This window comes from Paenibacillus sp. JT22N7 (genome assembly GCF_059383875.1).
The window spans coordinates 389,693-413,877 of the sequence record NZ_JBXENY010000005.1; the positions used below are offsets into that span (position 1 = coordinate 389,693).

General features: G+C 50.9%; 17 protein-coding genes. 1 reads left to right on the forward strand and 16 read right to left on the reverse strand.

The annotated features are described in order from the left end of the window. Positions 1-307: 307 nt before the first annotated feature. The 3 genes from AC50Y5_RS16235 to AC50Y5_RS16245 form a co-directional block, all read right to left on the reverse strand. Positions 308-3,205 carry a glycoside hydrolase family 3 C-terminal domain-containing protein gene (locus AC50Y5_RS16235; protein WP_494862063.1) on the reverse strand — a complete coding sequence of 966 codons (2,898 nt, stop codon included), beginning with the start codon at positions 3,203-3,205 and terminating at the stop codon, positions 308-310. A gap of 57 nt (positions 3,206-3,262) precedes the next feature. Next, on the reverse strand, positions 3,263-5,662 hold the full coding sequence (locus tag AC50Y5_RS16240) for a glycoside hydrolase family 95 protein (protein ID WP_494862065.1): 2,400 nt from the start codon (positions 5,660-5,662) through the stop codon (positions 3,263-3,265). A 257-nt stretch (positions 5,663-5,919) separates the two neighbouring features. Then, positions 5,920-8,241, reverse strand: a complete 2,322-nt coding sequence (locus AC50Y5_RS16245) for a beta-galactosidase (protein WP_056041973.1) — start codon at positions 8,239-8,241, stop codon at positions 5,920-5,922. Positions 8,242-8,416: 175 nt separating this feature from the next. Between AC50Y5_RS16245 and AC50Y5_RS16250 the strand changes: the two genes are divergently transcribed. Further along, positions 8,417-9,301: an AraC family transcriptional regulator gene (locus tag AC50Y5_RS16250; protein WP_056041974.1), complete on the forward strand. Its 885-nt coding sequence runs from the start codon at positions 8,417-8,419 to the stop codon at positions 9,299-9,301. A gap of 357 nt (positions 9,302-9,658) precedes the next feature. Here the strand turns inward: AC50Y5_RS16250 and AC50Y5_RS16255 are convergent, their stop codons facing one another. The 13 genes from AC50Y5_RS16255 to pfkB all read right to left on the reverse strand — a co-directional run bounded on the left by AC50Y5_RS16255 (position 9,659) and on the right by pfkB (position 24,184). Continuing rightward, positions 9,659-11,227: a M56 family metallopeptidase gene (locus tag AC50Y5_RS16255; protein WP_063892677.1), complete on the reverse strand. Its 1,569-nt coding sequence runs from the start codon at positions 11,225-11,227 to the stop codon at positions 9,659-9,661. Positions 11,228-11,229: 2 nt separating this feature from the next. Then, positions 11,230-11,592, reverse strand: a complete 363-nt coding sequence (locus AC50Y5_RS16260) for a BlaI/MecI/CopY family transcriptional regulator (protein WP_056041975.1) — start codon at positions 11,590-11,592, stop codon at positions 11,230-11,232. A gap of 154 nt (positions 11,593-11,746) precedes the next feature. Next, complete coding sequence (locus tag AC50Y5_RS16265; RefSeq protein ID WP_494862069.1) at positions 11,747-13,255, reverse strand: DHA2 family efflux MFS transporter permease subunit; 1,509 nt, start codon at positions 13,253-13,255, stop codon at positions 11,747-11,749. A gap of 278 nt (positions 13,256-13,533) precedes the next feature. Continuing rightward, positions 13,534-14,835, reverse strand: a complete 1,302-nt coding sequence (locus tag AC50Y5_RS16270) for a pyrimidine-nucleoside phosphorylase (RefSeq protein WP_056041979.1) — start codon at positions 14,833-14,835, stop codon at positions 13,534-13,536. A 54-nt stretch (positions 14,836-14,889) separates the two neighbouring features. After that, positions 14,890-15,597, reverse strand: coding sequence for a purine-nucleoside phosphorylase (gene deoD, locus AC50Y5_RS16275; RefSeq protein ID WP_494862071.1), 708 nt, complete (start codon positions 15,595-15,597; stop codon positions 14,890-14,892). A 26-nt stretch (positions 15,598-15,623) separates the two neighbouring features. Next, the gene (gene deoB, locus AC50Y5_RS16280) at positions 15,624-16,829 is read right to left on the reverse strand and encodes a phosphopentomutase (RefSeq protein WP_494862075.1); all 1,206 of its coding nucleotides are present in this window, start codon (positions 16,827-16,829) and stop codon (positions 15,624-15,626) included. A gap of 116 nt (positions 16,830-16,945) precedes the next feature. Next, the gene (locus tag AC50Y5_RS16285) at positions 16,946-18,127 is read right to left on the reverse strand and encodes a NupC/NupG family nucleoside CNT transporter (protein ID WP_056041983.1); all 1,182 of its coding nucleotides are present in this window, start codon (positions 18,125-18,127) and stop codon (positions 16,946-16,948) included. A gap of 152 nt (positions 18,128-18,279) precedes the next feature. Continuing rightward, positions 18,280-18,948, reverse strand: coding sequence for a deoxyribose-phosphate aldolase (gene deoC / locus AC50Y5_RS16290; protein ID WP_494862082.1), 669 nt, complete (start codon positions 18,946-18,948; stop codon positions 18,280-18,282). Positions 18,949-19,299: 351 nt separating this feature from the next. Beyond that, entirely contained in the window at positions 19,300-21,042 is a 1,743-nt protein-coding gene (ptsP, locus tag AC50Y5_RS16295; protein ID WP_494862084.1) for a phosphoenolpyruvate--protein phosphotransferase, read from the reverse strand. Beyond that, positions 21,039-21,308 (reverse strand): HPr family phosphocarrier protein, encoded by a 270-nt coding sequence (locus tag AC50Y5_RS16300; RefSeq protein WP_494862086.1) that lies wholly within the window; start codon positions 21,306-21,308, stop codon positions 21,039-21,041. The genes ptsP and AC50Y5_RS16300 overlap by 4 nt, the downstream gene beginning before the upstream one ends. Before the next feature lie 31 nt (positions 21,309-21,339). After that, entirely contained in the window at positions 21,340-21,795 is a 456-nt protein-coding gene (locus tag AC50Y5_RS16305; RefSeq protein ID WP_494862088.1) for a PTS sugar transporter subunit IIA, read from the reverse strand. Between the two features lie 25 nt (positions 21,796-21,820). Beyond that, positions 21,821-23,200, reverse strand: coding sequence for a PTS fructose transporter subunit IIC (locus AC50Y5_RS16310; RefSeq protein WP_494862089.1), 1,380 nt, complete (start codon positions 23,198-23,200; stop codon positions 21,821-21,823). A 42-nt stretch (positions 23,201-23,242) separates the two neighbouring features. Then, positions 23,243-24,184 (reverse strand): 1-phosphofructokinase, encoded by a 942-nt coding sequence (gene pfkB / locus AC50Y5_RS16315; protein ID WP_494862090.1) that lies wholly within the window; start codon positions 24,182-24,184, stop codon positions 23,243-23,245. Between the last annotated feature and the right edge of the window lies 1 nt (position 24,185).

Sequence of the window (24,185 nt, forward strand, 5' to 3'; positions counted from 1 at the left end):
TGTAAGAAAGCGTTCTCGAAAGCCCCGCTTCTATTATAAAATGCAGCACCCCAGATGTACACCCTGCTCCTCCCGCCCGGGTAACGAGCCAAATAAGCCTGCCCACCTGCAGCAAACAAAGGGTTTGGCTTGCGCATGCTTTTGCCGCGACTGGCAAGGTGAAACGGCTTCCGCCGTCCTCTGGCGGCGCGGCGCGTTTCAGTCCGAGAAATATAGAGAAAGTATGGCGAAATCATATCCTTTCCTATATTTAAAAAAGACCGCAAGTTCATAAAGAGCCTGCGGCCTAACGATCCTTAATATGCTTTTAGGAAAAAATAAAGCTGCTCAACCGCACGCTGCCGCTCAACGAAAGATATACGTCCGCCTGCGGGGAAATGCCCGCTGCAAGCGATGCCGAAACGGTCTGCCACTGCTGCTCGCCGCCAGCCGGCACCGTCAGAACAGCTGCTTGCTCAGCCTCAGCCGCGCCAAAGCGCACCGTCAGCGTGCCGCCAGCCGGGCCTCCGCTAACCCGCGCCTCGATGGCTGCTGGAGCAGCGCTCCATTGCACATCTGCAAGGCGTATCCAGCCAGCAGTAGACGCGTCCGCCAGCCGCACGCAGGTGCCGCTTTCCTTGCTCTCATCAAGCAGCACGCCGGAATAATCATCATAGTTTTCCGCGCGCGTCAGCTGCATCAGCGCTCTTGGCGGAATGCTCTCGCCTTCGATGGAAAGCTCGGCTGTCAAGCGGATGTCGCTTGACGAGCTGCCGGCCATCAGGCTGTAAACGCCTGACTCCAGACAGAAGCGGTCCCGCGTCACATCCCACATGGAAAGCTCAGCTGCGCTAATCGCGATCTGAACCGTAATGCTTTCCTGCGGCTGCAAGTAAACGCGCTCGAAGCCAACGAGCTGCTTCACCGGACGTTTAACTCGCGAGGCATTCGCATGGGCATACAGCTGCACGACTTCGCCGGCCTCCACACTGCCCGTATTCGTTACTCGAATGCTGGCTGTCCAGCCTTCGCCCGTTTCAGCCGGGGAAATTTGCAGGCTGTCGAAGGAAAATGGCGCATACGTCAGACCATGGCCGAAAGGATATAGCGGCGTATCCTCAAAATACAAATAGGTACGTTTTCCTTTAATAATGTCATAATCCAAAATATCGGTTAGCTGCTGCTCCATTTGGCTGTACCAAGTCATATTCAGCTTGCCTGCCGGAGCAAAATCGCCGAACAGCACATCAGCGACCGCATTGCCAAGCTCTTGTCCGGCATGCGCCAAATAGACAACGGCTGGAAGATGCTCCTGCGCCCAATTAAGCTCAAACGGGTAGCTGCCGATGACGACGGCAATTACGTTTCGATTAACCGCGTATACTTCCCTCAGCAGCTGCTCTTGCGCTGCTGCAAGCGTAAAGCCCGGACGGTCCGTTTCTTCCTTGCCGTTAATAAGCGGGTTGTTGCCAACGAATACAATCGCTGTTTCTGCTTCGCGGGCTGCCGCTACTGCTGCGGCAATTCCATCAACGGTAACGTCTAACCTAAAGGCACCTTTATGCTCTTTGTCACGATTGTTGCCGCTTCCGCTGTTAGCTGCGCCGCCCGCGTTGTCTCCAGCTGCTTCTGGCGCACGATCTTCCTCGGTAACTTCCTCGGTTACAGTAAGCAGCTGCTTGCCATCCTGCTCCTTCAGCACAACTGGTTTATCATCCCATGTAACAATGTCCGTCGTGCCATCCGCTTTCGCATCCAGATGCAGCACTTCCTTCACATACCAGCCATAGGCCTCATCCGCTGCAGCCGCAATGTGGACATCATCTGCGCTCGTCGCGAATTTGCCCGTCGATTGGCTTTGCAGCGTCAAGCTGTTCCAGCCCCAATCGCATACCTCAAACGTCTCCGCAGCGCTGCCAGCGGCGACCTGCAGTACACCGTTGTCACCAAGCGAGACAGGTGCTCCATCTGCGGCAGATCTCAATACCACCTGATTGCTGCCGCTCGTAAACGTTACCTTTTTGCCAGCCAGCTTCTGCTGGATGGCAGCGAACGGCGTAACCGTATAAGGGAAAGTGCCGGAGTACCAATCGCGATACACAACATCGCCGAGCGGCCCGATGACCGCTACGCTGCCCAGCTTGCTGCTGCTCAGCGGAAGCATGGCCTTTTCATTTTTGAGCAAAACGATCGACTCGCGGGCAGCCTGAAGCGACAGGTCGCCGTGGGCTGGAGCGCATAAGACGGAATCTGGCACATTCGCATACGGATTATCCGCATCAAATTCGCCAAGACGGAAACGCACGCGGAACGTATTGGTCAGCGCTTGGTCAAGATCTGCTTCCGCAAGCAAGCCTTCGGACAATGCCTCATGGATCGCCCCGCAGCTAATTTCCTTATCGTCGGTAATGCTGTCGATTCCCGCTTTAATCGAATGGGCTACCGCTTCCTTGTACGTATCATAATAATGATGATCCTTCACCAGGCCGATCAAATCGCCAGCATCACTGACGATAAACCCATTCATGCCCCATTCGCCCTTAACGACCTTGTTCACATCCTCATGCAATATCGTCGGGATGCCGTTTACCGAATTGTACGACGTCATCATCGATTGCGCGCCGCCCTTGACGAACGCAGGCTGAAAAGCACGCTGGTAATATTCCTTCATATTGCGCGGATCAATGCTCGCTGAGCAGCTGCCGCGATCAATTTCATTATTGTTGGCGATAAAATGCTTCAGCGTCGCGACCGCTTTGAAAAAAACCGGGTCGTCGCCTTGAATGCCTTGCACGAGTGCCGTAGTAAGCTCGCCCGTCAGCTTCGGGTCTTCGCCATAAGCCTCCTCCGTCCGTCCCCAACGCGGATCGCGTTCCATATCGACGGTAGGCGCCCACAGCGTGAGGCCATTTACTTCTGGGTCGCGCTGATAATAGACGCGGGCTTCATCACCGATGACAGAACCAATAGCTTTCAGCAGCTCCGGGTTCCAGGTGCAGCCAAGACCGAGGGGCTGTGGGAACGAGGTCGCTTCGCCGAGCCAAGCTAGACCATGCGCTGCTTCCGTTCCATGCTTGTATGGTTTTACGCCGAGCCGCTCAACGGCAGGCTGATATTGAACCATTAGCTCTACTTTTTCCTCCAGCGTCAGCCGCGATACGAGATCGCGCACACGCTCCTCTATGTCCAGCTTGCCGTCTAAAAATGGATACTGCTGTTCTGTCATGGTTTTTCCACTTCTCCCTTATGCTATATCTTCTATATATAGGTGTATGATTTAAGCTTACAGTGCTTCCTTCGGCAAGACGGTATATACAGCGCCAGCCGACGTTTCAAACCGCTCGCCCTGCATTGCGACTAGCGTGCCTTCGCCTTCCATTTGTACGGCCAGCTCCAGATCGCCGCTGCGCAGCGTGCATAGCGAGCCTGCCAATGACTCGATGCGGGCAGACGCCAGACGTCCATTTTTCCATTCCATATCGATCATGAAGCCGCCGCGCGCCCGCAGTCCTCGTACGGAACCGTCCGGCCATGCTTTTGGCAGTGCGGGCAGCAGCGCAAGCTCCTGCGTATGGCTTTGAAGCAGCAGTTCAGCAATACCTGCTGTCCCGCCGAAATTTCCATCAATTTGGAACGGTGGATGATCGTCGAACAAATTCGGATGCGTCGAGCGGGAAAGCAGCGTCTCGATAAAATGATGCGCCTGCTCCGGCTCGCCCAGCCTTGCATATAAGTTAATCAGCCAAGCGCAGCTCCAGCCCGTATGGCCGCCGCCGCTCGCGATTCGCTGTCTCAGCGATTCCCGGCCAGCCTCCAGCAGCTTTGGCTCCTTCTCCGCATTAATCAGAAAACCCGGGTACAGGCTAATTAAATGCGATACATGGCGATGTCCCGGCTCATGATCCTCATATTCCTCAACCCATTCCATCAGCCTGCCATCCGAACCAACCTGAAATGGGGGCAGCTTCACAAGCGCTTCCTGCCACTCGCTGCGCAGCGCTTCATCCTCGCCTAGCAAATCGGCTGCGTGCAGGCAAAGCGTGAATAGCTCTTTAATAAGTGAAATATCCATAGTCGTTGCCAGAGAAACGCTGCTTGTGCCGCCGCTGCCATCTGGCAGCTTGTACATATTTTCCGGCGAAGTTGCCGGAACTGTTACAAGTACGCCATTCTCTGTCTCCTGCAGCCAGTCCAGACAGAACAGCGCAGCTTGCTTCATGACCGGATACGCACGTTCGCGCAAGTAGGCCAGATCTGGATTAAACGCATAATGCTCCCAGAGATGCAGACAAAGCCAAATGCCGCCGAATGGCCAGAAAGCCCAGCTTGGATGCCCGCCCGAAGGAGTCGAGGCCCGCCATAGATCCACATTGTGATGGGCGACCCAGCCGCGCGCATTATAATGAATAGACGCAGTTCGGCTGCCGGTCTGGCTAAGCTCGCTAATCATATCAATCAACGGCTCATGGCATTCGCCCAGCCCGCAAATTTCCGCATGCCAATAGTTCATTTGCGTATTGATATTCGTCGTATAGTTGCTGTTCCATGGCGGCTGTACCCGGTCATTCCATATGCCCTGCAAGTTGGCTGGCTGCGTACCGGGCCTTGAGCTCTGCATTAGCAAATACCGGCCATATTGAAAATATAAAGCCTCCAGCTGCGGATCTGCCTCGCCCCGCTTATAGCCTGCAAGCCGCTCATCTGTTGGAAGCAGCGCATTCGGGCTAGTACCGAGATCGATAGCTACCCGGCGGAAAAGCCGCTGATGCTCGGCAATATGCTGGCTGCGCAGCTCCTCATAGCCGAGCGCCGATGCAATCGCTAGTGGCTGCTCATTTTTAAGCGCCAATGCCGCGGAATCATTAACCGGCATCACCTGATAGCCGGCAAAGTTGGAAGCAGCCGCAAGCAGAAGCGTAACCGTGCCGTGTCCGCTTACAGTAAGCGAGCTGCTGGAGCCACCTACGATGTTAGTCGCGCCTGCACCTAGCAATTGCAGCCTTGCCTCGAAGGAAACACCCCGGCCCTGCTCATAAAGCACCGACTTCGGATGATCCTGACGATAGTTGTCGGCAATATGGGATGGGCATGTCCCGCTCAGTACAAGCGCGCCGCCGCTACCTTCCGTCAGCTGCACCGGATGCGGCGACTCCAGCCCTGCCGTTAGAGAAATCTCCCCGCCGTCCAGCGCCTCATAGCGAATGCACATCACTTGATGGACGGCGCTTACGAATATTTCGTGGCGAAACGATCGGCCATCTACTGTATACGCAGACGAAGCAATTCCTGTATCAAGGTCAAGCTCACGGCGAAAAGCAGAAGTTCCGCTATCGCTTCCCAGCTGGCGATGTTCCATATAAAGATCGCCTAGAGGCTGGTAAGCCTCCGTGTTCATACCTAGCATTTTATCCTGCACAAGCGTCTCGGCCTCGCCGTATTGCCCAGCAAAAATGAGCTCGCGCGATTTTTTCAAATACCGCAATGCTTCATAATTGTTGGTGTCGCGTGGAAATCCAGACCATAACGTATCCTCGTTAAGCTGCACTCTCTCCTTGCGCGCATCTCCAAATACCATGCCGCCCAGTCGGCCATTGCCGATCGGCAGCGCTTCCTCCCAACGGCTCGCTGGCTGCTTGTACCATAGCTTCCATGGCTGAATATTTTGCTGTTGCTGTGTTGTCACTGCGATGGTCACTCCTTTAGTTTTTATGGTTCGTCGCTCTTGCAGCGCCGTGGCTCAAATCCGTCGCCAAGCTTATATATTCATCATAAGCCAGACCTCTTCCTTTGCAGTACCCTCAATATTGCGGACAAAGTCATATATAAATTAGTACCTTTCTCGTCAAAAAACGCATAAAAACGACAGCAAACACGCCTGTTTCCCGGCGCTTGCTGCTTGCCGGGCACTGGCGTGCCTGCTTTTCCCCTTCAATTAGCGGCTTATTTGAACACTTGAGACAATGCCGTCACATAATACGGCACCGCTTTGATCTCATGAAACGCTGCCATTTCCACACCTTCAAAGCGCTCCACGAACGCCTGATTTACGAACGTATGCGTCGTACCTTTTCGAATCGGAGTAATCGCGAGCTGAAGCTCATTATCCAGCAGTTCATTTTGGAAGCCCTTCAGCCCAATCGGCCAAGCTTGGCCATAATGGATATGGTCCGTCAACAGCTCATTATTCAAATAAGCAGCGGCTACATCGCCATCATATTCAATATGAAGAAACAAGTCTGCTACCTGCTCTGGCCAATAAGCATCGATTTGCACGGCCGCATGACGACTTGACGTATTCTTGATGAGAAGCTGAGGTTCATAGGCCGCAACCTTCACCGTATATGTCTGGAGCAAGCCTCCGGCAGCAGGAGAAAGGCTGCCTTGGCTTGATTTGAGCTCGGCTTCAGCTGCCGGATACATGGCAACTTGCCATTCCGCCTTGCCTGGCGAGGTGCAAATGAGCTGCCCGCCCGCTGCATAAAGGTGGCTGTCGCTGATCAGCAGGCGTTCTTCTCCCCACACGCGGAGGCGATAGGTGTTCAGCGCCTCTTCTCTGGAAAGGACGAGTATACGAACGACGTTCCCGTCTTTACGCTTCACTTCAGCGACATGCTGCTTGCCCACTGCCGGACGCACTATATAAACCCCGTCCTGCTGCTCCACAGTGCCGCCACCATCGCTAGTTACGCCCGCGACCGTGTCAACAGCTATAACAAGCTCTGGGCTCAGTCCCTCATGCGCATAAAAGACAAGCAGCGGCTCCTCTAAATCCGCAAGCTTCGTCAATGGCTGAACCGTAGCGGAAACGATGCGAATGCCTGCTGCTTCCAAGTGGAACGGCAGCACCGCGCTAATTCCCTGCTTGAGCCGCAAGCTCCCGGTATGCGGAAATCTCGCCTGTCCTCTGGACGTATCCAGCGTCACCGTTACTTCCTCCCGGTCTGGCATGTCTACATGATCCTGAAAATTGTTCAGGAACAGGAAGCCCGAGCCATCCTTCTGCCGCAGGCAATAGCGCAGCTCCTCCGTATTTTCAGGATGCAGCTCCGCTTGTCCTTCCGGCAGCACCGTTCCCATCGGTGCCAAAATTGCACCGTAAGCTTCCATGAACAAGCTGAGCGTGCGGATACGGTCGTACGATTCGCCAATGCGTCCAAACTCGCCTAGCGGAGACTGGTAATCATACGTTATTTTCGGCAAGCCGTATTCGTTGAGAAAACCATTTTCCCCGCGCGGATTCGAGCCGCCATGATACATGTAATAGCCGAGCAGATTGCTGCCGCTAGCCAGCTTTACAAGCGTCATCGCTTCCACACTGTCTGGGCTCACATGCGGCCTTGCCGTATAGCTGACCTGCATGCCTCCTGCCATCTCGCAATATGCGACGGGATATTGTGCAGAAGGATAATTGACCTTCTCCATCGGTGTTACATGAAGATCGCGGAAAATATATTCGCCGCTTGGCGGCTGATTAGGAATCCAAGGCGTATACGCATAGCCTGCAAGCATCGGGAGCGTATCCGTTTCCGGCACCGCCGCTCCTCCCCATGCCGTTGCCGTAAAGAACAGCGGGCGAATGCCCGCTTCTGCCGCAATCGCTTTGAGCTTGTCCAAATGCGCATTGCCGCCCGTGCCCGAAGACATGAATATTCCGGTTTTGTAGCCCCATGAGTCCAGCGGAGCGCCGCAGTGCATAAATTCATTTTCGAGCTGAATTGCAATAACCGGGCCGCCTTCTTGAAACAGCGAGCCTTTCATCTGCCTTGCAATTTCGCGGTACAGGCGCGCTGCGTAGTTCAAATACAGCTCATCATTCGAGCGAATGACGAGCGGCTTGTCGAACACCCAATCCGGAATGCCGCCATTACGCACCTCGCCGTGGCAGAAAGGGCCGATTCGAAGCACGAGCGGCAGCTCCAGCTTGGCGCATAAATCTATAAAATGGCGGAGATTGCGGTTGCCATTCCAATTAAAGCGCCCTTCCTTCTCCTCGTGGTAATTCCAAAATATATAGGTAGCGATTATGTGCACCCCGCCTGCCTTCATCTTGAGCAGCTCTTCCTCCCAGTACAAATAAGAAAATCTGGAAAAATGAAACTCACCGACGACAGGAATAAAAGGCTCGCCATTGCGCGTCATGTAAAAATTCGTAAAACCGAAGCTTTCTCCTTTCGGATTGCTTCCTTTATTGCCGGACAATGTGCCTGTCGTAATCTCCTTATTGCGCTCATTCAGTTTTACAGCTATTTGGTGCTTACTCATAAAGCCATTACCTCCTTTATCTTCCTCCACTGTACCGCGCCTATGCCCGCTTTTCCATTAACAATCATCTGTTCCTAATGGAGCATATTCTGATTTTGCGTTAATGCATCACTTGCGGCTGGAAGCTCCAACCGCTTACAATATAGCCATAAGGAACGAGGAGGCTTGCTTCACCATGCTCAACAAAAAAACGCAAGGCTTCGAGACGGAGAAGCTCATTGTTTTGCCCTCCTACCAGCTTGAGGAGATGACCAGCCACCCGATTATTCGCCAAGCCTATGTAACGGATATTGGCTATTTTCACCGGGCCAAGCACCATTACCGGGAGCGGCCCAAAGGCTGCGATGCTTATATTTTCATCTATTGCACGAACGGGGAAGGCTGGATCAAGCTCGGCGGCGAGGAGACGATTCAAGTAACGGAAAAAACCGTCTCCATCATTCCCGCCTTTACCCCTCATAGCTACGGGGCCAATACGGCGAATCCATGGAGCATCTACTGGTTTCACTTTCGGGGCGAGGAGCTGGTGCAGCTGCTGGAAAGCCTTGGCCTTGAAGCTGAACTGCTCCACGTCTCCCTGCCGGAGGCAGAGAAAATCGTCGAGCTATTCAACCAATGCTACGAGCTGCTTTCAGCCAAGTCCTATTCGGTCATTCATCAGCTGCATATTTCGCAAACGGTTCGTTATTTGCTCAGCTTCATTTCGCTCATTCCAAAGCGCAAGCAGGACGAGAAGATGCTCGCTTATATTGAACAGGCTATCCAATATATGAAGGAACAGCTGGAAGGCCATTTGACCTTGGACGATTTGGTTACGCGAACGCGCATATCCAAGCAGCATCTTAATCATCTTTTTAAGCAATCTACTGGCTACGCTCCCATTGACTATTATTTGCGGCTGAAAATGCAGCGCGCCGGACAGCTTTTTGACCTTACCGACCAAAGCGTGAAAGCGGTCAGCCTGTCGCTCGGCTTTAAGGACCCGTATTATTTTTCCCGGCTGTTCAAGAAGATTATCGGCGTGTCACCTACGGATTACCGCAAGCAGCTGAAAGGTTAGAACGCTATAGTCCATTGTCCTTAACCGATATATTCATCAACTTTCGCCTGATAGATTAAGAGACTAGCACATCTCTCTGGCATTTTAATAGAATGTATGAACTGAAGCAGAAGGGGGATTGCATTTATGGAGCTTATCCGGGAGCTATTGCGTGCACATACCGCTGCTTTGCTCTCGCAAGCATCCAATCGGGTAACAAAGAGGTTATTGCGGGAACCAGGGCAAAACCGTTAGGCTGAATGGGAGACACCAGCGGGAAAAGCGCCTTGCCCTGCGTTATGCAGGCAAGGCGCTTTTGGTATGGCTATTTGCTAACGCTTCATTCCTTGTAAAATGACGTTTAGATTAAAATTCCGTTCAAATTTCTATTTTATCAAGCTTTTCAAAAACTCCATCAACCCACACTTGGTCATCCCATCGTTTTGGATCATGAAGCTTTCTATCAGCGGGATGTCCTGTTGCAATCGTATCTACACCATCTTTGTTTCCAAAATAATAATCAACGATTTTTAATGCCTTGTTTTCAGCTTGAACTAACATCTGAAGGTTCATTCCAGACCCTTGGTTCGAAAATGGTAAACTTACGTAGTAGAGATTTACGTCCAGTTTCTTGAGCTCTGCTTCCTTGAATTCATTTTCCAAACCGAAATGGACACTGATTGCTCCCTTTAGTTCTTTTCTTTGTTCTAGCTCTAACATTGTATTTGTGTATTTAAGAAGATTTTCATTAGATATGTAATTTCTAAAGGTTACTGTTTCTTGTTCTGCAACAGCACCGGTATACAAATTCACAAAAGCTTTTCCAAATGTGACTACGGTTTCTTGATCGTCATCACCAATTTGATTCCCACTAATTGAAAATGGTTGATTGGCTAGTTCTTTTAATATTTCTGCTGCTGATTTCTCTGGTCGTTCCAACGAAACTTCTTCACCTGATGATATATTCTCTAAGTCAGTTATTTGTTCTAATGCATCTCTCCCCTTTATTACAGGATTTGCTATCAATCCAATCCCAACTGCTAGCAAAATGATGATTGAGAAAGCAAGTAACCAGAATTTTGGCTTTCTATAATTTAATACGTTTTTAATCCTCCCCTTCACATTTCCCTCACCAAAAGCAAGCGGATTTCCATTCAAAATAGGTCTATCCGCAGCAAGTGATAATAAGGAGGACGCGTAAGATTTTTTTATAGCCACATCAAAATCCATCTTTTTCAATACACGTTCATCACAGGAAAATTCCATATCCCTACTCATTAACATGAAGGCTACCCATACAAGAGGATTAAACCAGTGCACGGATAATAGTAAGAAGGCTGCTGGCTTAATGATATGATCCAATCGTTTAATGTGAGTCTGCTCGTGCAGCAGGATGTAGCTGCGCTCCGTGGCATCGAGTCCAACGGGCAAATAAATTTTTGGTCGTATAAAGCCAAGTACAAAAGGTGTTTTCAAATTCCCAGCTTCGTAGATATTCCGCTCTACCCGTTGGGCATCTTTGAGCTGTTTTTTCAAGAGAAATACAGATGCAAGACTATAAATAAGCAAAACCAGCATACATAAAATCCAAATATATGAACCAATTTGTATGTAAATCTGCCATGGATTCACACTATCCTGTGCAGCCATTGCTGGTATTGTCCCGCCTGCAATTGAATCGACCACTTCTATCCCACTATTAATCTGCGGACTTTGCTGAGGCATACTAGCTTGAGGTATTGGATTTCGATCCCCATTCCTTGGCAACAGACTATATACACTCTCAAAGGTGACTGGAACGACAAGCCGGAAAGCTACCACTCCCCATAAAGCATAAGAGATGACCTTCGGAGCTTTTTTAAGCAGCAGCCTGATTAATATGACAACAAGAATGACATAGCTTGCTGTAAGGCTCATGTTTAAAACAGACAGAAATAGCTCGCTCATGATTACCCCTCCTTGTGTTCATCAATCAGCTTTTTCAGCTCCTCTGCTTGGCGGTTATTTAATTTTCTTCCGCCCATAAACGCTGTTAAAAATTTGGGCAAGGACCCTCCATACGTATCTTCAACAAAACGTTGGCTTTGATTTGCGTAATATTCATCCCTTGTAATCAAAGAAGAAACGACTGAATTTTCATTTTGTAATAAACCTTTTTCACACATTTTTTTCAGCACAGTATAGGTTGTGGACTTTTTCCAATTCATTTCCTCTTGACATCGTTTCACAAGATCACCAGAACTTATGGGTTCGTTTTTCCAGATTAAATCGGTAAACTTAATTTCGCTTTCTGTAAGCTTATAGCCTTTCATTTTCCCACTCCTTGGTCTATAAGTTATCGACCTCATATCTGTAGTCTATAACTTATAGACCAAATGTCAATAGTAAGCTGACCTGAACAATAAAAAAATACGCCAGACCGCCGCTGGCGAACCAGGCGTCTGACGTAAGTTTGATTGAATTAAATTAATGCAGTCCTTCAAGCCCCAATTCCTGCTTGCTCTTCTGCTCTTCCGCTCCCGCTTGCACTTTCCCTCTGCGCAGAAACAAGCCGAGGAAAATGCCGACGATGGCAATAACGAGCATAATGCCGAACGTATAGCCGAATGCTTCCGGCGCAACGGCTAGCGTCGCTTTCTGCACTTCGGCAGGCGTCGTAAGCGGCAGCTGCTGATCCACAATGAGCGTCTTCACTCGTGAAGAGAGCACCGTAACTAAAGTAGCAACCGCGAAGGAGCTGACAACTTGCTGCAAAGCGCTTGTTAGCGACGTGACCCGGCTGACGAGCTCGCGCGGCGCTTTTTGCAGCAAATGCGAGTTGAGCGGCATCATCATGAGGCCGGAGCCCATGCCCGCCATAATGAGCGGAAGCAGCAAGTCGCTGCCTTCAGTCGTCAAATCGACCTGCGTATATTGAAAAATCGCACCGGATACAAGGCTGAGGCCAATAACGACAAGCCATCGCACCCCGATTTTATCAAACAAATAGCCGCCAATCGGCATCATAAATGCGGAAGCTAGCGCCTGCGGGAACAAGGTCAGCCCCGTATCAAAGGCGCCGTAGCCGCGTGCCTGCTGCAGAAATTGCGGAAGCAGGAAAATCGCGCCGAAAAGCGAAAATTGCAGCAGCCACTGCACAAAAATGCTGAATGAAAAGTCGACCGAGCGGAACACGCGAAGCTCCAGCAGCGGTGTTTTTGAACGCAGCTCTACGATAATAAATGCGATGAGCGCAATGCCGCCGATAACGAGCCCGCCAATCGTTTTATCCGAAGACCAGCTTTCCGCGCCTTGCGTAACCCCGTAGGATAAGGCGGCAAATGCAAGCGGCCCTAAAATCATGCCTGGAATATCAATGCCGGTGACCTGCTTGCGCTCCGTCTTCGGCAGCTTCCAAAGGCCGAATATAATGCTGAAAATGCCGACCGGAATGTTTATCAGGAAAATCCAGTGCCAGGAGTGATATTCCACGAGCCAGCCCGCCAAAATCGGGCCAACCGCAGGCGCGAGCAAAATCGGCACGCCCATCATCCCCATGACTTGCCCTACCTTATTCGGCGGGCTTAAACGAAACACATAAGCCATAGCGACCGGCATAACGAAACCGCCGCCCAAGCCTTGAATAATCCGAAATACGATGAGCCACTCGGCGCTGCTAGGCAATGCGCACAGCAATGATGCCAAGGTGAAGGCTACAACCGAGCCTAAAAATATATTTTTGGCTCCAAAGCGATCCGAAAGCCAGCCTGAAAGCGGAATAACCGCCGCCGTCGCCAGCATATAGCCCGTTACCGTCCATTGAATCGTTGGCAAATCGGTTTTAAAATCAATGACGAGTCTAGACAACGCCACATTCATCGCTGTTGAATCCAAAATAACCATAAATATGCCTGAAATAATGGCGATCATCGGTACGATAATGCTTGCCAAGCGGAATTCAGGCTCTGCGCCGCCTTTCGATGCTGCTTGCGACATTTGTTCTCCCCCTGCCTATCTACACAAGATGACTTACGTGCCCATTTCCCAATGGACAGCTGTCCCATCACATATAATAAGGGCATTTTACCTTATTGTCAAATATTTTAGTTGTTAAGTATTTGTAGGTTAAGCATTTCTGTTTCATGACCTTATAAACCTTTTATAAACCCTATTTAAACCTTTGCCAGCCGTTTCCTTGCAGCACAAAAACCGCCATCCCGGCAGCAACTGCACCCGGATGGCGGCTTGTATTTTATACCCAAATGACTTTATTTCTACTCGGTTACGGTGCCGTAAATCAAGACAGGAGCTTCGACTTTATCGCCGATACGGATATTGTCATAAATTTTCGCGAGCACATCGTCCACATTTTCACGATTGGCATGAATGGTTACGAGCGATTCGCCGGCTTTGACGGTGTCGCCCACTTTTTTATTCAGCATTAAGCCTACAGCCAGATCGATTTCCGAGTCCTTCGTTGCGCGTCCTGCACCCAGCAGCATTGCTGCCGTACCGATTTCGTCGGCAACTATCTCCGCTACAACACCGTCGGTTTTCGCTGGCACTTCAATTAAGTAAGCCGCTTGCGGCAGCTTCTCTGGATGGTCAACAACCGTTGGATCTCCGCCCTGATTGGCAATAAACACTTTGAATTTCTCCAGCGCTTTGCCATTGCGAATGACTTCCTTCAGCATTTCCTCCGCCTCTTCCAGCGAGCTTGCTTTGTTCGCCAAATAGACCATTTGACGCCCTAACGCCAGACAAAGCTCCTCCAAGTCCTTTGGACCTTTTCCTTGCAGCGTATCAATCGCTTCCTTCACTTCCAAAGCGTTGCCGATTGCAAAGCCCAGCGGCTGGCTCATGTCGGAAATGACCGCCATCGTTTTGCGACCAACGTTGTTGCCGATGCTCACCATTGCGTGCGCAAGCTCCTTCGCATCGTCTACCGTCTTCATGAAGGCGCCTGCACCTGTCTTCACGTCAAGCACGATAGCGTCGGAGCCGGCAGCGATTTTTTTGCTCATAATCGAGCTTGCGATAAGCGGAATGGAGTTAACGGTTGCTGTAACATCGCGCAGCGCATACAGCTTCTTGTCAGCTGGCGTCAGGTTGCCGGATTGGCCAACGACAGCGATCTTATCCTTGTTCACGAGACGAACAAATTCTTCCTTCGCAAGCTCCACGTGGAAGCCAGCAATCGCTTCAAGCTTATCTGTCGTCCCGCCGGTGTGGCCGAGGCCGCGTCCCGACATTTTCGCAACTGGAATGTCCAGCGCCGCAACGAGCGGGGCCAGTACAAGCGTCGTCGTGTCGCCTACACCGCCAGTGGAGTGTTTGTCTACCTTCACGCCTTCAATGGCTGACAGATCGATCGTATCGCCGGAATTCACCATCGCCATCGTCAAATCAGCGCGCTCCTGCTCCGTCATATCCTTGAAGAAAATCGCCATTGCCATTGCGCTGGCCTGATAATCAGGAATTTCGCCTTTCGTATACCCTTGAATGAAGAAGTTAATTTCTTCAGCGCTCAGCACTTCACCATCGCGTTTTTTCTCAATCAGGTCTACCATTCTCATGCTGCATTCTCCTCACGGTTTTAAATAAATTTATTAGCTAGGCTACCTTGCCTATTACAGGGAAGTTACCGTTTCCAGCGCTACTTCCATCATGTCATTGAATGTGCTTTGTCTTTCGGCAGAAGTCGTTTCCTCGCCGGTCAACAGGTGGTCGCTTACGGTCAAAATCGTCAGGGCATTGACGCCATATTTTGCAGCCAGCGTATAAAGCGCCGTCGTTTCCATTTCAACGCCAAGCACATTATGCTCCATCAGCTTCTCGACAATGGACTTATCATCCCGATAGAAGCTGTCCGAGCAGAAAATATTGCCGACATGCAGCTTGAGGCCTTTGGCTATGCCGCGCTCGTAAGCCGCCTTCAGCAGCTCAAAGCTGGCAATTGGCGAGAAGTCATAGCCGCCGAATACGTGGCGATTCATGCTGGAATCCGTACAAGCCGCTTGCGCCAAAATAACCTCGCGCACGTTTACGCTTTTTTGCATGGCGCCGCATGTGCCGACACGAACGAGATTTTTCACGCCATATTCGCGAATGAGTTCATTGACGTAAATGCTGATGGACGGTACGCCCATACCTGTTCCCTGCACCGAAATACGCTTGCCTTGGTACGTCCCTGTAAAGCCCAGCATACCGCGCACTTCGTTGTAGCACGTTACATTTTCCAAATACGTATCCGCAATATATTTCGCTCTTAGCGGGTCGCCTGGCAATAAAATCGTTTCGGCGATGTCGCCTTGCTTTGCATTAATATGAACACTCATTGTAATATCTCCTCTGCTTCGTTCATTTAGTTAGTTGATTCGTTCATTGGTTCATTTAACGACGGCATGAAGCTGGTTCCGTGATCAGGCCATGTAACGCCGAAATTATCCGCAATGGTTGCTCCAACATCAGCGAAGGTGCTTCTGATCGCGAGCTGCCTGCCGCCTTGCTTGAAACGCGGCGAATAGACGAGTAGCGGCACATATTCGCGGGTGTGATCCGTTCCTACATAGGTCGGATCATTGCCATGATCAGCCGTAATGATGAGCAAATCCTGCTCCGTCAGCTTATCGAATACTTCTGGCAGTCTGGCATCATATTGCTCCAAAGCCTGTCCGTACCCTTGCGGATCGCGGCGGTGGCCGTACAGCGCATCAAAATCGACAAGGTTTAGGAAGCTGAGGCCCTTGAATGGCTCATCCAGCACCTCAACAAGCTTATCCATGCCATCTTCATTCGAGACGGTGCGAATGGCCTTCGTAACCCCTTCTCCATCAAATATATCGGCAATTTTGCCAAGCGATATGACAGCTAGACCCGCATCCCTCAGCGTATTCATCACCGTTGGCTGAAAAGGCTTAAGCGCATAATCATGGCGATTAGCGGTACGCTTGAAATGTCCGATCTCCCCTACAAACGGCCGGGCAATAATCCGCCCCAGCATATACGGGTCCTCCAGCGTAATTTCCCGGCAGTATTCGCATATGTCGTACAGCTCTTTAAGCGGTACAATTTCTTCGTGCGCAGCAATTTGCAGCACCGAATCCGCCGAGGTGTAAATAATGAGCGCTCCTGTCTTCACATGCTCTTCGCCCAGCTCTTCAATAATTTCCGTTCCACTAGCCGCTTTATTGCCGATGACCTTGCGGCCTGTCTTCTTCTCAATGCGGGCAATCAGCTCATCTGGAAAGCCATCTGCAAAGACGCGGAATGGCGTCTCGATATGAAGGCCCATCATCTCCCAGTGCCCTGTCATCGTATCCTTGCCGCTGGACGCCTCCTGCATTTTCGTATAAAAAGCAAGCGGATGATCCGCAGCCGGAACTCCGGCAATCGGTTCAATATTCGACAGTCCAAGCGCAGCCATATTCGGCATATGCAGTCCGCCCATCTCGCGGGCAATATGCGAGAGCGTATGGACGCCAAAGTCTCCGAACGCGGCAGCATCCGGCGCTTCGCCGATGCCTACCGAGTCCATTACAATTAAATGTATCCGTTCAAATGCTGCCATGCCTGGCACCGCCTCTCCTCAAGCGTAAACGGCTTTCGCCGTCCTCTGGCGGCAAAGCTGCCGTTTCGCGTTGCAATATAGAGAAAGGATAGAAAAATCATATCCTTCCTAATATTTTAAATGAAAATCCCTGCAATCGTCGCCGACAGCACGCTGACCAGCGTTGCACCATACAGCAGCTTCATGCCGAAGCGTGCAACGGCATTGCCCTGCTTCTCATGCAAGCCTTTGACCGCGCCTGCAATGATGCCAATGGAGGAGAAATTAGCAAAAGAGACGAGAAACACCGACACGACGCCGACTGCTTTGGCCGAAAGATTAGGATATTTGCTAATTTCCAGCATCGCTACAAATTCATTCGAAACCATTTTCGTGGCCATAATGCTTCCCGCATCAACGGCATCTTTCCACGGCACCCCCATAATAAAAGCGAAAGGAGCGAAAATAAATCCAAGTATTTGCTGAAAGGAAATGCCGAGAATGCCAAGAAACAATCCATTAATCATGCCGATGAGAGCAATAAAACCGATCAGCATCGCCGCGACAATAATCGCAACCTTGAAGCCATCCATAATATATTCGCCCAGCATTTCGAAAAAGGTCTGCTTCTCCCCTTCCTCCTGTACTTGCAGCACGTCCTCGCCTTCCTCCACCGTATACGGGTTAAGAATGGAAGCGATAATAAAGCCGCCGAACAGGTTGAGGACGAGCGCGGTCACCACATATTTCGGGTCTAAAATTTGCATATACGAGCCGACAATCGACATCGATACGGTGGACATTGCCGAGGCGCACAGCGTATACAGGCGATGCTTCGGCAGCAGGCCAATTTGTTTTTTGACCGAAATGAATACTTCCGATTGGCCCAAAATGGCTGATGCGACCGCATTATACGACTCCAGCTTGCCCATGCCATTGACTTTGCTTAACACATATCCGATGCCCTTTACGATAAAGGGAAGGATTTTCAAATATTGCAAAATACCAATTAGCGCGGAAATGAAGACGATCGGCAGCAGAACCGACAGGAAAAAGGAAAATTGTCCTTCATTTAAAATGCCGCCAAATACAAAGTTGATTCCTTCCTGCGCGTAGGAAAGCAGCTGCTCGAACACGCCGGAAAAACCTTTAATCAAGGTCGCGCCCGCAAACGTATTTAATAGGACAAAGGCAAGAACCACCTGCAAAACGATCATGATGGCAATCGGCTTGAAACGAATATTTTTCTTATTGTTGCTGACGATATAGGACAATCCTAGCACAACAAGCAGGCCTAATAAAGCTACGATGTATTTCATAGTTGCCGCCTCCTATTTTTTCATCATTATGGAAGTTGATTGGCCGAATAGAGCGCTTACAAAGTTATGCTGATGCCGCCGCTCTTTCGTTTATCGAGAAAAGCGGGCCGCTCCTTCGGAAAGGAGCAGCACCGTGTTCTATGGTTACTTCATTAATAAGCGGCGCTGGATTGCTCGCCCTGCATAATTTTCACGCCGGAGCTTGCTCCAATGCGCGTTGCGCCTGCTTCGATCATTTTTTTCATATCCTCAAGACCGCGAACGCCGCCCGATGCTTTAACGCCAAGCTTGTCTCCGACTGTTTTGCGCATAAGCGCTACATCTTCAGCTGTTGCTCCGCCAGTAGAGAAGCCCGTCGAGGTTTTTACAAAATCGGCTCCGGCTTTCAACGAACGCTCGCAAGCACGAACCTTTTCTTCATCGGTGAGCAGGCTTGTCTCAATAATGACCTTCACAATCGCTTTGCCTGCTGCCGCATCAACAACCGCTTTAATGTCCTGCTCCACGTAATCATCGTTGCCGTCTTTCAAAGCGCCAATGTTGATAACCATATCAATTTCGTCTGCACCATTTGCAATCGCATTGCCCGTTTCAAAAGCTTTAACGGCGCTCGTCGATGCTCCTAATGGAAAGCCGATAACGGTGCAAACTTTGGACTTGCTTCCTGCCAGCTGCTCAGCGGCAAAAGCGACCCAAGTCGGATTTACACAGACCGAAGCAAATTCATATTGTTTCGCTTCCTCCGTCAGCTTAGCGATCTCTGCTTTCGTCGCGTCAGCACGCAGCAGCGTATGATCAATCATTCCAGACAAATTTAACATGACCTGTTCCCCTTCCCCATATACGAGTTCCTCAAATACACACTCAGTTTAACATGTATTTGGTCATATGTAAACAAACACTTGGACTTATGTTCACTAAATGAAGCGTTTCAATGCTGATATTACGTTTTTTCGTCAATTCCTTTAATAAATCATCCATTTCCGCTGTCTATCACTCATCAAATTATGAACATATGTAAAATTAATTTTTTTAACAAAAAGAAAAACGCCTCCGCAACTTCGCTCCTGCTGAAGGAATCGAAGATTACGAAAGCGTCCTAAATGGCTTCTTACTGGTCAGTATGGGTAGAATGGGCGGCATAATGCCCAAACCTATTTGCCATACATATGCTAATCACTAAATTTGGAAGCATGGAAAGCTTTAATGTGCTGCCGAACTTCCTCAGCCGTGTCGAGATCAAGCACATCGCTTAGCAGTTGGGCGCTATCCTGCACATTTAGTCTAGACAGCGTAAACTTTTGCTTCATCAGAGAAGCGGCATCCATACTCCATTCATCCAGCTCCATCCCGAGCAGCAGCGGTGCTGCGAGCGGATCGCCCGCCATTTTACCGCACATGCCAACCCATTTGCCTTCCTTGTGCGCCGCTTGTATCAAGCTGCGAATCGAGCGGATAACCGCCGGATGGAAATAATCATATAAGTGCGCGACCTTCTCGTTCATGCGGTCAACGGCAAGCGTATATTGCACCAAATCGTTTGTGCCAATGCTGAAAAAGTCAACCTCTTTGGCGAAACGGTCCGCCAGCTGAATGACAGACGGAACCTCGGCCATAATGCCGATTTCCAGTTTTTCATCAAAGGCGATGGCCTGCTCCTTCAGCTCGTCCATGATTTCAAGCGTCAACTGCTTGGCAGCGCGGAACTCCTGCATGGAGGATATCATCGGGAACATGATTTTAACGGTGCCGAAGGCGCTGGCACGAACGATCGCCCGCAGTTGGGTGCGGAAGAGCTCCCGCTCATTCAGACAAAGGCGGATAGCGCGATTGCCGAGAAATGGATTGTCCTCATGCGGCAAATCCCAATAGGACAGCTCCTTGTCTCCGCCAATATCCAGCGTGCGGATAACGATAGGCTTGCCTTTCCAAGCTTCAGCAAGCTGTTTATATACAGCAAATTGTTTTTCTTCGTCCGGGAAGCGGTCAGCGTTCATGAACAGAAATTCTGTTCGGAACAAGCCGGCCCCATGGGCCTCGTCCACAAGACCATCTCGCATTTCCTCCGGCATGCCGACGTTTACAGCGAGCTCGATCAGCTTGCCATCTTCCGTCTGTGCTGGCAGCAGCCTGTATTTTTCAAGCTTCCATGCTGCGGATTGCTCCTCCTGCTGCCGGCCTTCATAGTCAGAGCGGGTAGCCTGATCGGCATTCAGCACGATAACGCCCTCCGTACCGTCCAGAATCAGCTCCTCACCATGGCTCAGCTGCTCGAAAGCAGCACCAGTGCCCACAACCGCAGGAATGCCGAGCGAACGGGACAAAATCGCTGTATGCGTCGTTTCTCCGCCAACCCGTGTCACAAAGCCAAGCACAATGCTGCGATCAAGCTGGACAGTAACGGAAGGCGTTAAATCTTCCGCTACTAAAATAACAGGCTCTGTAATACTCGCCAGATCCGGATAAAAAACCTGCTGCAAATGGCTCATGAGCCGATCCGCAACGTCCTTCACATCATGAATGCGTTCCTTTACGTATGCATTGTTCATCTTCTCAAACAATGCGGAAAGCTGGGCCAGCACGGTTTGTACCGCTTGTTCAGCGGACGCCTGCTTGCGCTTAATTTGACCGCGAATATCGCCGTAAAAGGCGGGATCATCCAGAAAGCTCAGCTGCCCCTCGATAATTGCCGTTTTGTCCTTCCCCAGCTTCGCCTCGGTTTTGGCAATGATCGTATTCAGCTCTGCTGCCGACTGGCGCTTCGCCTGCTCCAGACGTTCAAGCTCCGCCTCCACCTGCTCCGGCTCAATCCGCTGAGGATAAGCCGCCTCTACAGCAGGCGCGCCATAGATGAATGCTTTCCCGAAGCGGATACCTTCCGAGACGCCGATGCCTTTGATGCGCTGCTCGCTCATTGCTCTCCGAAACCTTGCTCGAATAATTCAGCAAGCTTGGCGACAGCCTGCTCCTCATCTTCGCCGTCTGCCGACAGCTTGACTTCAGCACCTTTTTCCAAACCAAGCGCAATGATGCCAAGCACGCTTTTCGCATTTGCCTCCCCGCCGCCAACCACCTCTACGTAAATATCCGCTGCGAATTGTCCTGCAGCATTAGCCAGCACTTGGGCCGGACGCAAATGCAGCCCTTCTTCATTTATGATTGTCAATACACGTGTTTGCATCGCTCTGTTTCCTCCTTTAATCTCGCTGTGCTTACAGGGCGCTTTCCAATGTTTTCAAAATATCTGCTGCACTTTGGCCAACCAGCAGCTCTTGGCGAAAGCTCTCGTGTATGAGCTTGCGCGATACCGAAGCCAAAATCCGCAAATGCTCCTTGCCCGCCTCCGATTCCGGAATGGCCAGCAAAATAATCGAAGTGACCGGCTTGCCATCAAGGGAGCCCCAGTCAATTGGCTGTGCGAGACGGGCAAAAGCTAAGCCTGGCTTAATGACTCCAGCGGATTTGCCATGCGGAATCGCAACGCCAAAGCCGATGCCTGTTGACGCATGCTGCTCACGCGCTTCAACCGAAGCTAGAAAAGCAGCCTCATCGTTCAAATAACCAGCCGATTGCAGTCGCTCAGCAAGCTCTTTAATAACGGCTTGACGGTCATCAGCGGATGAATCGAGAATGATTGTTTCAATATTTAATAAGGTTTGGGATGACATGGTCATTACCTCCATGGAGTGGGATTTAAGCTGCTGCCAGCTTATTTTTTTTGAGCAAGGATACCGTTACGGCTGTAACAACAGAACCGATGACAATAGCTGCGGCATAAGCGCCGAGATGCGTCACTGCATTTGGAATAGCGAGTACGAATGCCCCGCCATGCGGCGCTTGAAGCGTCGCGCCAAACACCATCGACAGCGCGCCCGCTACTGCGGAACCAAGCACCGTACCTGGGATGACACGAAGCGGATCAGCGGCCGCGAAAGGAATAGCGCCTTCGGTAATAAAGGCCAGCCCCATGACTCCTGCAACTTTTCCCGCGTCGCGCTCTTCTTTGGAAAATTTGTTTTTGCGTATGACGGTGGCAAGCCACAAGCCAAGCGGCGGAGTCATTCCCGCTGCCATCACGGCTGCCATTGGGCCATACACATGGCTTGCAAGCAAGCCGACAGCAAATGTATACGCTGCCTTATTAAGCGGACCGCCCATATCGAACGCCATCATAGCCCCAAGCAGCAAGCCGAGCAAAATCGCATTCGTTGAATTCAGACCTGTCAGCCATGTCGTCAAAATATCCATCAATGTCTTCACTGGCGTTCCTACAACATAAATCATGATCAGCCCGACTATGAGCGTCGACAGCACGGGGATAATGAGGATCGGCTTAATGCCTTCCAGCGATTTCGGCAGCTTGATCGCATGCCGCAGCCATTTTGCCACATAACCGGCAAGAAAGCCTGAAATAATACCACCGAGGAAGCCGGCTCCCAGCTGGCTGGCCAGCATTCCGCCTACAAGTCCGGGAGCAAGACCGATCCGGTCTGCGATCGAGAAGGAAATAAAGCCGGACAAAATTGGAATCATTAAGGCAAATGCCGCCCCGCTGCCAATGTTCATCAGCGCTGCTGGGAGCGTACCTTCCTCTTGGAACGCTTTTATACCGAAAATAAACGAAATCGCAATAATGATTCCGCCAGCGACAACGAGCGGCAGCATATTCGACACACCTGTCATCAAGTGCTTATAGGCTCCTGTTCGCACAGAGCTGCCCTCTTTCTTCGTCTGCTCCTGTGCAGGCGCGGCCGCCCCAGCTTGAGCCGCTTCTTTCGCCAGCGCCTGCTCAATCAAGCCCGCTGGATTGCGGATGCCTTCGGCCACGCCAACTTTAATAATCGGCTTGCCTGCAAATCGAGCTTCCAGTACATCGGTATCCGCTGCCAAAATAATCGCGTGCGCTTCGGCGATTTCCTCCGGCGTAAGCTCATCCTCTACGCCAAGCGCGCCGCGCTTTTCAACCTTCAGCGGAACACCTTTCTCCTCTGCCATTTTTAGCAATGATTCCGCGGCCATATACGTATGGGCAATGCCAGTCGGACAAGAAGTTACAGCCAGCAATTTCTTCATGTCAATTCCTCCCTTATGATGTCGCCAGTCGCTTCAATATAATCACAATGCCTGAATATTTATATCGCCCGCCCGGCTGCGAATTTCCTCAAACTCGCATACTTGGGTGCCTGCTTTGGAAGCCGTTATCGTTCCAGCGGCCGTACTCCACCTTGCCACATTTTCGAGGCTGCTATTTTGCAATAGCGCCTGCGCAAGCACGGCTACCATTGAATCTCCTGCGCCAACAGTGCTCAGCGCCTCAATAGGAAACGGCTTTGCCAAGTAGGCTTCGTTGCCGCTCATGACGATGGCCCCATCTGCGCCCATCGATATCATAACGAGCGTTATCCCCTGAGCAAGCAGCTGTCTTCCCGCCTGTACGATTTCCTCTTCCGAGTCCAGCTTGCGCTGAGCGAGCTGCTCCAGCTCATAATGATTGGGCTTGACCGCGTAAGGAATCGCTTTGATGCCAGAAACCATCGCCTCGCCATCCGCATCCAGAATCGTACGTACGCCTAGCTTGCGCGCTTTCAAAATATAATCATGATACAGCTGTGGCGGCGCCCCCTTCGGCAGACTGCCTCCAAGGACGAGTACCGACGCTTTCGGCAGCAGCTCATCCAGCAGCTGATCCAGCTCGGAAAGCTGGCTTTCGCTGACCGCAAAGCCCGGCTCATTCACCTCGGTCGTCGTTCGCTGCTTCTGATCTACAAGCTTCATATTCGTCCGCGTCTCGCCCGGTACTTCAACAAATGCCGTATGAATGCCTGAACGATCCAGCTCATCTTTAATTCGCTTGCCAATGCCGCCAGCGATGAATCCAGCGGCGGTAACGCTGGCTCCAAAGGTGTGTACGATTCGCGCCACATTAATGCCTTTCCCGCCGGGATCAAAGCGAATGTCCTCCGCCCGGTTGAGCCCGCCCAGCTTCAGCTCCTGAAGCATAATCGTCTTGTCCATGGAAGGATTCAAAGTAAGTGTAATGACTTGCTGCTTGGACATG